At 69.3% G+C, this 14,065-nt stretch carries 11 protein-coding genes; 5 read left to right on the forward strand and 6 right to left on the reverse strand.

Features of this window, described 5'->3' with window-relative positions; genetic code table 11:
* Positions 1-120: 120 nt before the first annotated feature.
* The 5 genes from ACYVBS_RS02910 to ACYVBS_RS02930 form a co-directional block, all read right to left on the reverse strand.
* Positions 121-2,331 carry a S9 family peptidase gene (locus ACYVBS_RS02910; RefSeq protein WP_460821668.1) on the reverse strand — a complete coding sequence of 737 codons (2,211 nt, stop codon included), beginning with the start codon at positions 2,329-2,331 and terminating at the stop codon, positions 121-123.
* Between the two features lie 84 nt (positions 2,332-2,415).
* Positions 2,416-4,542 (reverse strand): prolyl oligopeptidase family serine peptidase, encoded by a 2,127-nt coding sequence (locus ACYVBS_RS02915; RefSeq protein WP_460821669.1) that lies wholly within the window; start codon positions 4,540-4,542, stop codon positions 2,416-2,418.
* 104 nt (positions 4,543-4,646) lie between these two features.
* The gene (locus tag ACYVBS_RS02920) at positions 4,647-5,060 is read right to left on the reverse strand and encodes a hypothetical protein (RefSeq protein WP_460821671.1); all 414 of its coding nucleotides are present in this window, start codon (positions 5,058-5,060) and stop codon (positions 4,647-4,649) included.
* Between the two features lie 120 nt (positions 5,061-5,180).
* Positions 5,181-6,212 (reverse strand): patatin-like phospholipase family protein, encoded by a 1,032-nt coding sequence (locus tag ACYVBS_RS02925; RefSeq protein ID WP_460821672.1) that lies wholly within the window; start codon positions 6,210-6,212, stop codon positions 5,181-5,183.
* Between the two features lies 1 nt (position 6,213).
* Complete coding sequence (locus tag ACYVBS_RS02930) at positions 6,214-7,182, reverse strand: helix-turn-helix transcriptional regulator (protein WP_460822165.1); 969 nt, start codon at positions 7,180-7,182, stop codon at positions 6,214-6,216.
* Between the two features lie 124 nt (positions 7,183-7,306).
* On the opposite strand from ACYVBS_RS02930, the gene ACYVBS_RS02935 reads away from it, so the two are divergent.
* The 5 genes from ACYVBS_RS02935 to ACYVBS_RS02955 all read left to right on the forward strand — a co-directional run bounded on the left by ACYVBS_RS02935 (position 7,307) and on the right by ACYVBS_RS02955 (position 13,039).
* The gene (locus tag ACYVBS_RS02935) at positions 7,307-10,279 is read left to right on the forward strand and encodes a molybdopterin oxidoreductase family protein (protein WP_460821673.1); all 2,973 of its coding nucleotides are present in this window, start codon (positions 7,307-7,309) and stop codon (positions 10,277-10,279) included.
* A complete protein-coding gene (locus ACYVBS_RS02940) occupies positions 10,276-10,503 on the forward strand; it encodes a hypothetical protein (RefSeq protein WP_460821675.1) in 228 nt (75 codons plus the stop codon). The genes ACYVBS_RS02935 and ACYVBS_RS02940 overlap by 4 nt, the downstream gene beginning before the upstream one ends.
* Positions 10,500-11,267, forward strand: coding sequence for a 4Fe-4S dicluster domain-containing protein (locus ACYVBS_RS02945; protein WP_460821676.1), 768 nt, complete (start codon positions 10,500-10,502; stop codon positions 11,265-11,267). Before ACYVBS_RS02940 ends, ACYVBS_RS02945 begins: the two co-directional genes overlap by 4 nt.
* A 66-nt stretch (positions 11,268-11,333) precedes the next feature.
* Positions 11,334-12,290: a dimethyl sulfoxide reductase anchor subunit family protein gene (locus ACYVBS_RS02950; protein WP_460821678.1), complete on the forward strand. Its 957-nt coding sequence runs from the start codon at positions 11,334-11,336 to the stop codon at positions 12,288-12,290.
* A gap of 95 nt (positions 12,291-12,385) precedes the next feature.
* A complete protein-coding gene (locus ACYVBS_RS02955) occupies positions 12,386-13,039 on the forward strand; it encodes a DUF481 domain-containing protein (protein ID WP_460821680.1) in 654 nt (217 codons plus the stop codon).
* A 25-nt stretch (positions 13,040-13,064) separates the two neighbouring features.
* On the opposite strand, the gene hemC is transcribed toward ACYVBS_RS02955, so the two are convergent.
* Positions 13,065-13,982, reverse strand: coding sequence for a hydroxymethylbilane synthase (gene hemC / locus ACYVBS_RS02960; RefSeq protein ID WP_460821682.1), 918 nt, complete (start codon positions 13,980-13,982; stop codon positions 13,065-13,067).
* Between the last annotated feature and the right edge of the window lie 83 nt (positions 13,983-14,065).

Here is a 14,065-nt window from a genome sequence, read left to right on the forward strand (position 1 = left end):
TAACGTCGCGGCGAAGGGGCGCGACCGCACCTTGCCGGAGCGGCCGTTGCCAGCGACCCGACGCAGGACACCCGGAGGCGGCGCGGAGCCGTGTCCGCGTCCGCCACCCTCAAGCCCGCGTTACGGGCGAGCCACGTCGAGGTCGGGCTTCACGCCCAACTGGTCCAGCAGGAACGCGTACATCTCCGACAACTCACGGTAGCGGCGGAACCGCCCCGACTTGCCGCCGTGCCCTGCGTCCATGTTGGTGCGGAACAGCACCGGCTGCTTGGAGGTGTTCAGGTCACGCAGCCGCGCCACGTACTTTGCGGGCTCCCAGTACTGCACCTGCGAGTCCCACAGGCCGGTGCCGACGAACATCGCCGGGTAGGCCTGTGCCGACAGGTTGTCGTACGGCGAATACGACAGCATGTAGTCGTAGTAGTCGGCCTTCTCCGGGTTGCCCCACTCGTCGTACTCGTTGGTGGTCAGCGGAATCGACGGATCCAGCATCGTCGTCACCACGTCCACGAACGGCACTTGCGACAGGATCACGCGGTACTTGTCCGGCGCGATGTTGCTGATCGCGCCCATGAGCAGGCCGCCGGCGCTGCCGCCATAGGCCGCCACGCGGTCCTTGGCCGCATAGCCTTCCTTGACCAGGAAGTCGGTGACGTCGATGAAGTCGGTGAAGGTGTTCTTCTTGTGGAACAGCTTGCCGTCGTCGTACCACTTGCGGCCCATTTCCTGGCCGCCGCGGATGTGCGCGATGGCATAGACCACGCCTCGGTCGAGCAGGCTCACCACCGGCAGGTTGAAGCCCGGGTCGATGGAGTTGCCGTAGCTGCCGTACGCGTACTGCAGCAGCGCGGCCGTGCCGTTCTTCTGGAAGCCCTTGCGGTACACCAGCGACACCGGCACCTTCGTGCCGTCCTTCGCCGTGGCCCACACGCGCTCGGTGGTGTACTTGGCCGGGTCGTAGCCCAGCACCGGCTGCTGCTTGAGCATGCGACGCTCGCCGGTCTTGGTGTTGACCTCGTAGGTGGTCGCGGGCGTGGTGAGCGAGGTGTAGGTGTAGCGCAGCCAGTCGGTGTCGTGCTCGGAGTTGGTCGACAGGCCCATGCTGTACGCCGGCTCGTCGGCGCTGACGTACGCCTCCTGGGTGCCGGGCTTCAGCAGGCGCAGCCGCTCGAGGCCGTTGCTGCGCTCGCTGATGGCGTTGAACCCGTCAAACAGCTCGAAGCCTTCGATGAACACGTCATCGCGGTGGCCGATCCATTCCTGCCACTGCGCGCGCGAGGTGGCAGTGCTCGGTGCGGTCATCAGCTTGAAGTTGGACGCGGGCTTGCCGTCTGCGCCCGGCGCGTTGGTGCGGATCACCCAGCGGCCGCCGTGGTGGTCGGCCTGGTATTCCACGTCGCGCTGGCGGGGTGCCAGCACCGTGAAGGTCGCGGGATCGGCGGCCGGCGCGCAGCGCGATTCGCTGGACACCGTGCTTTCGACGCCGATGCAGATGTACTGGTCATCGCGGGTGCGGCTGATGCCCATGTAGAAGCTGTCGTCGTGCTCTTCGTACACCAGCACGTCCTGCGCGATCGGCGTGCCGAGCACGTGCTTCTTCACGCGCACGGTCAGCAGGGTCTCGGGGTCGTTCTCGACGTAGAACAGGGTCTTGTTGTCGTCGGCCCACACCAGGTTGGGCGAGACGCCGCTGATGGTGTCGGGGTAGACCTCGCCGGTGTCGAGGTTCTTGATGCGGATGGTGTACTGGCGACGGCCCACCGCGTCCTCGGCCCAGGCCAGCAGGCGGTTGTCCTGGCTGACTTCGAAATCGCCGACGCTGAAGTAATCCTTGCCGGCTGCCATCACGTTGACGTCGAGCAGCACCTGCTCGTCGGCATCGGGGGTTTCGCTGGCCTTGAGCACGGTGGCGGCGTTGGCGCCCGCGGCATCCTTGCGGCGCGCATGGATCGGGTAGTCCTGGCCGGTGGCGAAGCGGCTGTAATACCACCAGCCCCGCTCGCGGTAGGGCACGGAGCTGTCGTCCTGCTTGATGCGGCCGACGATCTCTTCGTACAGCGCGTTCTCCAGCGGCTTCAGCGGCGCCATGAACGCGTCGACGTAGGCGTTCTCGGCGTTGAGGTAGGCCAGCATCTCCGGCTGCTTGCGCTTGTCGTCGCGCAGCCAGTAGTACTCGTCATTGCGCTGGGCGCCGTGCGGGGCCTTGACCACGTGCGGCTTGCGGGCGGCATCGGGCGCGGGCGGCAGGTCGGTGCGGCCGGCAGTGCCGGCGAGGCTGGGGGTGGTGGTCATGAGCAGCGTGGCCGCCAGGATCAGGGAAGTGGGCTTCATGGAATGGGGTCCGTCCTTCGCAAAAGCAACGGGCGCCCCTGGGAGCGCCCGCCGCGGTGTCACATCAAGGCCTCATGGCAGCGGTCACTCGGACAGCTGGTTCCACAGGAACGTGTAGGCCAGCGCACTCATGTGCGCGGCCTGCGCGTTGTTGGCCGCGCCGCCGTGGCCACCCTCGATGTTCTCGTAGTAGCGCACGTCCTTGCCGGCCTCCGACATCAGCGCGTGCATCTTGCGGGCGTGGCCCGGGTGGACGCGGTCGTCGCGGGTGGAGGTGGTGAACAGCGTGGCCGGGTACTGCTTCCTGGCATCGAACAGGTGGTACGGCGAGAAGGTCTGGATGAACTCCCAGTCGGCGGTGTCGGGGTTGCCGTACTCGGCCATCCACGAGGCGCCGGCCAGCAGGTGGCTGTAGCGCTTCATGTCCAGCAGCGGCACCTGCACCACCACCGCGCCGAACAGCTCGGGGTACTGGGTCAGCATGTTGCCGGTGAGCAGGCCACCGTTGCTGCCGCCCTGGATGCCCAGGTGCTGGGGCGAGGTGATCTTCTTCGCGACCAGGTCCTGCGCGACCGCGGCAAAGTCCTCGTACGCCTTGTGGCGATTGGCCTTGAGCGCGGCCTGGTGCCAGCGCGGGCCGTACTCACCGCCGCCGCGGATGTTGGCGACCACGTAGACGCCGCCCTTCTCCAGCCAGCCCTTGCCGGCGCCCGCGTTGTAGCTCGGGGTCAGCGCGATCTCGAAGCCGCCGTAGCCGTACAACAGGGTCGGGGTCTTGCCGTCCAGCGTCAGGCCCTTGGGCTTGACCATGAAGTACGGGACCTTGGTGCCGTCCTTGCTGGTGGCAAAGTGCTGCTCGACCACGTGCTGGCTGCCGTCGAAGAACACCGGGTTGGTCTTCAGCACTTCCGGCTGCTGGCCCAGCTGCGCCAGCGACAGCGACGTCGGGGTCAGGTAGTCGGTCGCGGTCATCCACACCGCGTTGCTCTCGTCGGCATCGACCGCGCTGACGGCCACGGTACCGATGGTCGGCGCACCCACCATCGGCGCACTGGTCCACGGCTTGCCTGCGGCAACGTCGGCCGGCGGGGTCAGCACGCTGATGCGGTTCTTCACGTCCTCGAGCACGTTGACCACCAGATGATCCTTGGTCCAGCTGTAGCTGGCCAGCGAGGTGCGCTCGGTCGGGGCAAACAGCGTGGTGAACACGCGCTGTCCCGCCATGAAGTCTTCGAACTTCGCCGCGATCAGGCTGCCCGCGGCATAGGTCTGGCCGCCCGCGACGTACGGCTCGCGCAGTTCGAGCAGCAGCCATTGCTTGTGCACGCCCTTGTTGGCGGAGTTGGGCGCATCAATCTTCGTCAGCGTCCCATCCTTGCCGCGCAGGTACAGTTCATCGTTGTAGAACGCCAGGGTGCGGCTGACGAAATCGCGCTCGAAGCCGACCGTGTCGTCGTGCACGGCGGCGATGTACATGTCGTCAGCCTTGCCTTCGTACACAACGCTCGCGGCGGACATCGGCGTGCCCCGCTTCCACTGCTTGACCACGCGCGGATAGCCCGACGAGGTCATCGAGCCCGTACCGAAGTCGGTGTAGACGTAGACGTTGTCCTGGTCGATCCAGGCCAGGCCGCCCTTGGCCTCGGGGCGGAAGTAGCCGTCCTTGATCCAGTTCTTGCTGGTGAGGTCGAACTCACGCGTGACATCCGCGTCGGCGCCGCCGCGCGACAGCGCGATCAGGCAGCGCTCATACTTCGGCTTGAGGCACTGCGCGCCGTGCCATACCCAGTTCTCGCCCTCGGCCTTGTTCAGCGCGTCCAGGTCGAGCACGGTTTCCCACTTGGGCTCGGGCTTGCGGTATTCCTCAAGCGTAGTGCGGCGCCACAGGCCGCGCTGGTGCTGCGCGTCCTTCCAGAAGTTGTAGTAGTACGGCCCGATCTTCTCCACGCCGGGGATCTTGGCGGTGGAGTCGAGGATGGCGCGGATGTCGCCTTCCAGCTGCTTGAACGCGGGCGTGGTCGCCAGCTCGGCCTCGGACTTGGCGTTCTGCTGCTTCACCCAGGTGAGGGCGCGCTCGCCTTCGACGTCTTCCAGCCAGGCGTAGGGGTCGGTCATCGCGGTTTCCTTGGCATGGGCAAGCCCCACCGTGGCGACGGTGGCGAAGCCGGCGGCGGCCACCAGGTGCTGGCAGGCCTTCGACAATGGCGTCATGGGTTCTCCGGTTCGGGCAACAGGAATCCTTGACGCTAGCACACGCGCCACGCCCCTCCCGCGTGGCCAAAGTCATGGGGCCGGGGGCCCCAAGGCTGGGCCAATCAGGCCGCCCGGGCGCGGACCGGCGGCGGCAATGCCCGCGTGCGGCGACGGGCCTGTGGGGAAAGGCGGCGTCGGCGGTGGGACGCCGGGGCGACCTCCGGAGCGCGCGCGCCCCACGGATGCGGGAAGCCGCGCAGGGCCCACAGCGCCACCAGCGGCATGCCCAGCAGCCACATTGGCAACCAGCCGATGCTCGCCACCGACCCCCGTGCGCCCGGAAGCAACAGGACGACCACGACCCCCACGGCCAGAACCAGCTTCAGGGCCTCGTCCACCCAGGGGTCGGGGCCGGATTCAAACGGCGCGGCCTCCATCGACCGCCACGCACGCTGGACCGGGGCCGCATCGCCGTGCCGGACGGTGGAGAAGGGGGATGAATTCGGTCGGACAACGGCAGACGGCAAGCGGCTCATGGCGAAGGCTCCGAGGGACGTGGACCCACCTTCGCCCGGCCGCGTCTCAGGGGCTGCGACCTTGCCCGACAGGGGGCGGACCGGGCTCGACAGGGCACGGTGCGCGCACCCGACGCGCGGTCAGTAGCCCGCCGCGTCCAACGCCTTGTCCGCCTCGCGCCGCCCGATCTCGATCAGCTCCCCAGCCCGCCAGAACTCGTAAAACTGGCACGCGTCACGCGGGATGCGGATCACCAGCTCCGGCGGGTCCAATGCCATCTGCACCCGGGCGATCTGCGCCTGCATGGTGTCCAGCGAGCGCGCCATCAGTTCGGTGAACCCCAGCGGCGCGGGGAGGCCGATCGGCGCCATGGGCGAAGCCCCGCCCTGGCGTTGCGCTTCGTCCCGGAAGCGCCTGGCCAGCCACTCCATGATGCGGGAGCGCTCCGCGTCGGGCTTGGCCGACTGCGCGACCGGCTGACTGCGCGGGTCGCTGGCCGCGCCGGACTCCGTCGATGCCGCCGCCACGTGACTCGCGTTGGCACCGGCCTCGATACCCGCCGAGGTTTGCGTCAACCGGCCGACCGGTCGCTCCGGCCAGCCGTGCATGTCCACGGCAATCAACCGATGCGTGCCCGACAGCCGCGTGGCGGTGATGGGCAGCGGTGCGAGCAGGCCGCCATCGACCAACGCACGGCCGCGCACCACGTGCGGGGTGAAAATGCCGGGGATCGCGATCGACGCACGCACCGCGTCCCACAGGTCGCCATCGCGCAGCCACACTTCGCGCTGACGCATGAGGTCGACCGCCACGGCCGTAAATGGAATTGGCAACTGTTCGATCCGATGGTCGCCGGCCTGTTCGCGCAAGGCCTGGATCAAGCGGTCTCCGCCGAACAGCGAAGGCTGGCCGAACACCGGGTCCAGCATGCGCAGCATGGCCGTGCGGCCCAACCCCAGCAGCCACTCGCGGAACGCAGGCAGTCGCCCGGCGGCATACAGGCCACCGACCAGCGCGCCGCTGGAGGACCCGGCAACCGCCACGACATGCAGGCCGCGCGCCTCCAGCGCCTCGATCACCCCGATCTGCGCGAAGCCGCGCGCGCCGCCGGCCCCCAACACCAGTGCGACCGGCTCACCTTGCCCGTGCCTTGGCGTGCCGGCCGGGCCCATGTCAGCGCTCGTAGTTGCCCAGCGCCAGCGACAGCAGCGCGCGCGCCTGCTCGCGCAGCACCGGCGGCTCGACGATCTCCGCATCGGCGCCGTAATGCATCACGTCCATCAGCAATTCGCGGCCGGCACTGTAGGGCACCTTCAGCTCATAGCGCCCGTCGGCCAGGAAGCGGCCTTGCTGCTGCGAATGCCAGTGCTCGTCGGCCACCCAGCGCGCGGCCTTGGCACTGAACACGATCGTGGCCCAGCCCTTGGGCGTGCCGGAGAAAATGCCGTAACTGGAGGCCAGGTGCTGGTTCAGCTCGTCCTCGGGCAGGTCACGCGCGGCCGTGTCGCTCACGCGCGCATTGCCGATGCGATCCACGGAAAAACTGCGCAACGCCCCGCGGTCGTGGTCGAACGCATCGAGGTACCAGTTGTCGCGGTAGTGGGTCAGGCGCTGCGGTGACACCGTGCGGCGCGTGGTTTCGTCGGTCGAGCGCGCGCGGTACTCAAAGCTGAGTTGTTTGCGATCCAGCACCGCGGTGGCGACGTTGCGGAACGCGTGCTCATCCAGCTTGCGGGTGCGGTGCGGCACCACGCGCACCCGCTCCACCGGAATGCGACGGCCACCGGCGTGTTCGTCCAGCAGCTTCTCGATGCGGTGCTGCAACGGCGCCAGCGCATTCGACAGCACCCCGCCGCCACTGCGCATCAGCAGTTGCTGCGCGGCCAGCAGCGAATGCAGCTCTTCCGAACTGAGCCACAGGCCGGGCAGCTCGAAGCGGTCGTTCTCGCTGTGGTCGTAGCGGAAGCCCGCCTCGCCATTGCCCACCAGCGGCGCCATCAGGCTGTCACGCAGGTAGGCCAGGTCGCGGTACACGGTGGCGCGCGAACATTCCAGTTCGTCCTGCAGGCGCTGCACCGTCACCGGGTAGCGCGCGGCGGACAGGATGCGGTGCAGGGCGTGGATGCGTTCGATGCGTTCCATGAGGGACGGCGTGGCGGAGGGCTGGCGCCTAGGATGGCACACGTGGCCGCGGCTGGCGGCGATGGCACGCGCCACGCCGCTGACCGGCGTGGCCCTGCCGCGCCCCGACAGGCACAATGCGGCCATGCGCTTGCCCACGGAACCGGCCATCGACACTTCGCCCTCGCCCGGCGACGAGGTCAAGACCACCACCTGCTACATGTGCGCCTGTCGGTGCGGCATCAAGGTGTGGTTGCGCGACGGGCGCGTGCGCTACATCCAGGGCAACCCCGACCATCCGGTCAACCAGGGCGTGCTGTGTGCCAAGGGTTCGGCCGGGATCATGCAGCACTACTCGCCGGCGCGTCTGGACAAACCGCTCCTGCGCGTGGGCGAACGCGGCAGCGGCGAGTTCCGCGAGATCGAATGGGACGAGGCGCTGGCCATCGCCACGTCGTGGCTGGCGCCGATCCGTGAACGCAACCCGGATGAGCTGGCGTTCTTCACCGGCCGTGACCAGTCGCAGGCCCTCACGGGCTGGTGGGCGCAGCAGTTCGGAACGGTCAATTACGCTGCACATGGCGGCTTCTGCTCGGTCAACATGGCCGCGGGCGGGCTGTACACGCTCGGCGGCAGTTTCTGGGAATTCGGCGAGCCCGACTGGGAGCACACCCGCTACCTGATGCTGTGGGGCGTGGCCGAAGACCACGACTCCAACCCGATCAAACTCGGCCTGGGCAAGCTCAAGGCGCGCGGCGCGAAGATCGTCGCGGTGAACCCGGTGCGCAGCGGTTACGGCGCGGTGGCCGATGAGTGGATCGGCATCCGCCCCGGCACCGATGGGCTGTTTGCCTTCGCGCTGATCCACGAGTTGCTCAAGGCCGACCGCATCGACCTGGACTACCTGGTGCGCTACACCAACGCGCACTGGCTGGTGGTGCGCAACCCGGGCGGCGCCGACGACGGCCTGTTCGCACGCGACGGCGAAGGCCGGCCATTGTGCTGGCAGCGCGAGGCGACGGACGCCGCTCACACGCCTCACCGCGGCCACGCCGTGCCCGCCGATGCCGTCGAGATCCATCCCGCCGTGGTGGGCGAGGTCACGCTGCCGGACGGGCGCCGCGCGGTGCCGGCGTTCCACCTCGTCGCCGAACGTTACCTCGACGCGCAGTACGCGCCCGATGCGGTCAGCGAACGCTGCGGCATTCCCGCCGACACCATCCGTCGCATCGCACGCGAGTTGGCCGAAGCGGCTTTTGACCACGAAGTGCGCCTGCCGATCGCGTGGACCGACGCTTGGGGCCGAGAGCACGCGGAGATGGTCGGACGCCCGGTCGCGTTGCACGCCATGCGCGGGATCAGCGCGCACAGCAACGGGTTCCACACCTGTCGCGCGCTGCACCTGCTGCAGCTGCTGCTGGGCGCGGTGGATACGCCGGGCTCGTTCCGCTACCAGCCGCCCCACCCCAAGCCGATCCCGCCGCCCAACCGGCCGGGCAAGGCCCGGCAGCCCAACGGCGCGCTCGATGCCGCATCGCTGGGCTTCGTGCATGGACCCGAGGACCTACTGGTGGACGCCAATGGCGCACCGCGCCGCATCGATCACGCGTTCTCGTGGGCCTACCCGCTGTCGTCGCACGGGATGATGCACACGGTGATCCGCAACGCGTGGGCGGGCGATCCGTACCGCATCGACACGCTGCTGATGTTCATGGCCAACATGGGATGGAACTCGGCGATGAACACCGCCGAGACCATCGGCTGGCTCACCGACAAGGACACCAGCGGTGAGTACCGCATCCCTCGCATCATCTACGCCGACGCGTACGCCAGCGAAACCGTGGCCTACGCCGACCTGGTGCTGCCGGACACCACCTACCTGGAACGGTTCGACGCGATCAGTCTGCTCGACCGTCCGATTTCGGATGCCGATGGCGCCGCCGATGCGATCCGCCACCCGGTGCTGGATCCCGCGCGAGGCGGCAGCGCGCACGCAGATGACGCCCGCGACGGCGTTGGTCGCGGAGGTGGCGAGAACGCCGGTGATCCCGGTGGACGTGCAGAACAACGGCACCGTGACGTGCGCGGTTTCCAGAGCGTGCTGCTCGACCTGGGCGCACGCCTGGGCTTGCCGGGTATGGTCAACGAAGACGGCACACCCAAGTACCGCGACTACGCCGACTACATCGTTCGCCACGAACGCGCGCCGGGCGTGGGCCTGCTCGCCGGCTGGCGCGGTGCCGATGGCACGCAGGAGGCCAAGGGCGCGCCGAACCCGGACCAGCTGCAGCGCTACATCGCGCACGGCGGATTCTGGCGCAGCGACATCCCCGAGCAGGCGCGTTACTTCAAGATGGCCAATCGTGGCTATCTGGAGTGGGCGCAACGCATGGGTTTCCTCGGCCATGCCGCCCCCATCCCGCTGCAGTTGTACTCGGAAACGCTGCAGAAGTTCCGGCTGGCAGCGCAGGGCCATGGCCCGCACCAGCCGCCCGACGTCCATCGCGAGCGCGTCGCCACGTACTTCGATCCGTTGCCGATCTGGTACGAGCCATTCGAGGGCGTGCAGGCCACGGGCGACTTCCCGCTCAGCGCCGTCACCCAGCGCCCGATGTTCATGTACCACGCGTGGGGCTCGCAGAACGCCTGGCTGCGGCAGATCGCCACACGCAACATGCTGTACCTGCATCCCGACACCGGCGCACGCCACGGCATTGCGGACGACGACTGGATCACCGTGACGTCGCACCACGGCACCATCACCGTGCAGGCCAGGCTGGCCGCCAACGTGCAGCCCGACACGGTGTGGACCTGGAACGCGATCGGCAAGCGCAAGGGCGCGTGGCGGCTGGCGCAGGATGCTCCGGAGTCGCGCAAGGGCTTCCTGCTCAACCATCTGATCAGCGACATCACGCCACGCGGCGATTACGCCAACGCCGACCCGATCACCGGCCAGGCGGCGTGGTTCGACCTGCGCGTGCGCATCGCCAAGGCCCCCGCGGCGGGCGAGAGCCTGCCCCAGTTCGCGCCACTCCCCTACGGCACGGCCGACAATGCACCGTTGCGCTACGGCGCCGCGTTCCGCCGACGGGCGCCCGCCCCTGGAGACAAGCAATGAACGATGGACGCCGGTTTGCCGGCTGGCTGTGCGTGGCACTGGGCTTTGCCGTGGTCGTGCTGCTGGGGTACGGGGTAATCGAGCCGGTCGGCATGTCCACCGCGCAGGCCCCCACGTCCCTCGCCGCGCTGTTCCTAGGCCTGTTGCCCACCTTGCTGGGCGCGCTGGCGCTGTTCGTGCTGGGGCTGTGGTTGCTCAAGTGCCGCAAGCAGGACCGGCCGTGACCGCACTGCCGCCACCATCGGCGAAGAAGCTCGGGCTGGTCATCGACCTCGACACCTGCGTGGGCTGCCATGCCTGCGCGGTGAGCTGCAAGGAATGGAACGCCGGGGGCGCGGCCGCGCCGCTCACCGACGAACAACCCTTCGGCAAGGATCCGTCGGGCGTGTGGTTCAACCGCGTGCACGGCTATGAGCTGGCGGCCACAGGCTGTGGCACGCCCACCCCGGGTCCGGACCCGGCGCAACCGGCGATGACGCTGCACTTCCCGCGTTCTTGCCTGCACTGCGAGCAACCCGCGTGCGTCACCGTGTGTCCTACCGGCGCGAGCTACAAGCGGGCCGAGGACGGGATCGTGCTGGTGGACGAGAACAAGTGCATCGGCTGCAAGCTGTGCTCGTGGGCCTGCCCCTATGGCGCGCGCGAGTACAGCCCGGTGGAAGGCGTGATGAAGAAATGCACGCTGTGCATCGACCGCATCTACAACGAGCATCTGGACGAGCGCGAACGGCAGCCGGCCTGCGTGCAGGCCTGCCCGACCCGCGCGCGCCACTTTGGCGACCTCGGCGACCCGGAATCTGCGGTGTCGAAGCTGGTCGCCGAACGCGGCGGCGTGGACCTGATGCCGGCGCTGGGCTACCGGCCCACCAACAAATACCTGCCGACACGTCCCCGCCAGACGACCACAACGACCGCACCGACGGAAACGCTCGACGCGGCCCAGCTCCCGGGCGTGCTGCGCTGGCTGGACAGGGTGCTGTCGCGATGACCCCAGCGACTTTGGACGCGACCGTGACGTGCCGCTTTCCCCTTCACCTCCGCGCCGGTTGATCGCATGCACCCCGCCTTCTCCGTCATCGTCTTCACCACGCTCTCCGGCGCCGGCTACGGCCTGTGGTGCTGGCTCGGACTTCGCCTGGCCCTGGGTGGCGTGGCCCGCGGCGACGCCGGGCCCTGGCTCGCGGGACTCGCGCTGGGGGGCGTGCTGGTCGTCGCCGGCCTGCTCGCCTCGCTGGCCCACCTGGGCCAGCCCGCGCGCGCGTGGCGCGCCCTGTCGCAGTGGCGCACGTCATGGCTGTCGCGCGAAGGCGTGGCGGCGATGGCGACGTTCCTGCCGGCCGCATTCCTGGGCACGCTGCTGGTGACCCGTCAGTTCGACGCGTCGGGCGAATCCCTGCTGCGGGTGCCGGCGTTCGCGGTGTCGCTGGCGGCTGCCCTGCTCGTCGTGGGCAGCCTCGCCACGGTGGCCTGCACGGCGATGATCTACGCCTCGCTCAAGCCGATCCCCGCCTGGCGCCAGCCGCTGGTGCTGCCGGGTTACCTGGGCTTCGCGCTGTTTACCGGCGGGCTGCTCGATCAAGGCGTGCTGACGCTGTCCAATCGCGCCACGCCGGGAGGCTGGGCCTTGCTGGCCATGGCGGCCGGGCTGGTGCTGCTGAAACTCGCCTATTGGCGCGCGATCGACTCGGACCCGTTGCCGGTCAGCCGCGGCGACGCGATTGGCCTGCCTGCGCGCGCGCCCAGTGTGTTCGAGCGGCCGCATACCGAAGCCAACTTCGTCACCCGCGAGATGGTCTTCGTGTTGGCTCGCAAGCACGGCCGCGCGCTCCGCATCGTCGCCGCGGCGTTGTTCGGGGCGATCCCGGGGCTCTGCCTGGTGCTGGTGCCGACCCTGGCGTCGGCCGCCCCCGCGTTGCTGGTGCTGGCAGCGACGTCCGCGCTGCTGGGCGCCGCGGTCGAGCGGTGGCTGTTCTTCGCCCAGGCCCGCCATCTCGTCAGCCTGTATTACTGAGCCCACTGGGAGCCGAAAGGCTGGGGCGCCGGGCAAGGATGCGGCGTCTGCGGGTTTTGGCATAATCCCGACACACTCCTTCGCGTTGCCTGAGCATGCTTGGTGCCGTTGGACTGGCCCTGCTGACGGGTCCGTTCGTGTCCTTTCCCACGCCGGTGTACGGCGGCGAGCCTGCGCTGATCGCGCTGGCCAGCGACCCGGCGCACCTGCGCCTGCCCTGCTATTCCACGCGGTGCGGCGACGGGGGTTGGCGCCTGGCCGGCGCTGCCGACGCGCCCCGGCTGGAAACGGCATCCCGCCGGCCGCCCAGCCTGCCGGGCAGCCGCAGCCGCGGTGCGTTGAGCGCACCTGCCACGCGACGTGACGCGTCCAGCCATTACGCCGACCACTTCCATGTGGGAACGACCTACGGCTACGACGCATTGCGGGACGGCGACACGCGGGTGGGCCTGGTGTTTGGCGCCGGCTACCGGTTGGCCCCCCTGCACGACGATGGCGTGCGCCACGCCGGGCCGGTGTTCCGCGGCGAACTGCACGTCGGCCAGCGCCTGGGCGAGCGGGCGCAATGGACCCAGCGCATCCAGTTCGAGGCGGGGCGCTACGACACCTTCGTCAAGCAATCGATCGGGCTGGACGTGGCGCTGTGGCCGGAATGGACGCTGGAAACCGATGCGGTGATCCGCCACCAGCCCGACAGCGATGCCCTGCGGACGGCCGAGGGCTGGCTGGGGATCCGTCGCCGCTTCTGATCGCAGCGGCGCGCGCGTGCGCGCCTCAGTCGGCTGCGTCGATCAGCGCGCGTGCGCCCTGCGCCAGCAGTGCCTGGGCCACTTCATCGCCCAACCGTGCCGGCGACTCGGCCGTGCCGTCGCCGCGCGCACGCACGACGGTACCTTGGGTGGCCGAACCCACGGCCCCCTCCAGCGACAGACGGCCATCGGCCAGTACCGCGTACGCCGCGACCGGTACGTGGCAGCTGCCGTGCAGGGCCAGGTTCATCGCCCGCTCGGCCGACACGCAGGTGCGGGTGGGCGCGTGGTCAAGCACCGCGCACAGCGCCTGCACGGCGGCATCGTCGTCGCGCGTCTCGATCGCGATCGCGCCCTGCGCCGGCGCGGGCAGCCACTGCGGCGCATCGAGTCGGGCGCGGATGCGCGATTCGAAGCCCAGTCGCGCCAAACCGGCGCACGCCAGCACGATGGCGTCGTAATCGCCGGCGTCGAGCTTGGCCAGGCGGGTGTTGACGTTGCCCCGCAGGTCCCGCAACTCCAGGTCGGGGCGCAGTGCGCGCAACTGCGCCTGCCGGCGCAGCGACGACGTGCCCACGCGGGCGCCGTGCGGGAGCGCGGCAATGTCGGCGAAATGGTTGCTGACGAAGGCGTCGGCGTGGTCGGCGCGCTCCAGGATGGCCGGCAGGGCGAAGCCCGGCTCCAGTTCCATCGGCACGTCCTTGAGCGAGTGCACCGCGCAGTCGGCTTCGCCGCGCTGCATGGCCAGCTCCAGTTCCTTGAGGAACAGGCCCTTGCCCCCGATCGCCGCCAGCGAGCGATCCAGCACTTCGTCGCCCCGCGTGCTCATCGGCACCAGCACCACTTCCAGGCCAGGATGCGCGGCGCGCAGGCGGGCGGCGACGTGCTCGCTCTGCCACAGGGCGAGCGGGCTCTTACGGGTAGCGATGCGCAGGGTCTTCATGCGCCCATTATCGGCGATCCGGACATCCGCGGCGCGATCGTGGCCCTCGGGCAACGCTCAACGCCGCACCGACGCCGGGGAAC

The sequence above is a fragment of the Lysobacter olei genome (genome assembly GCF_054777355.1).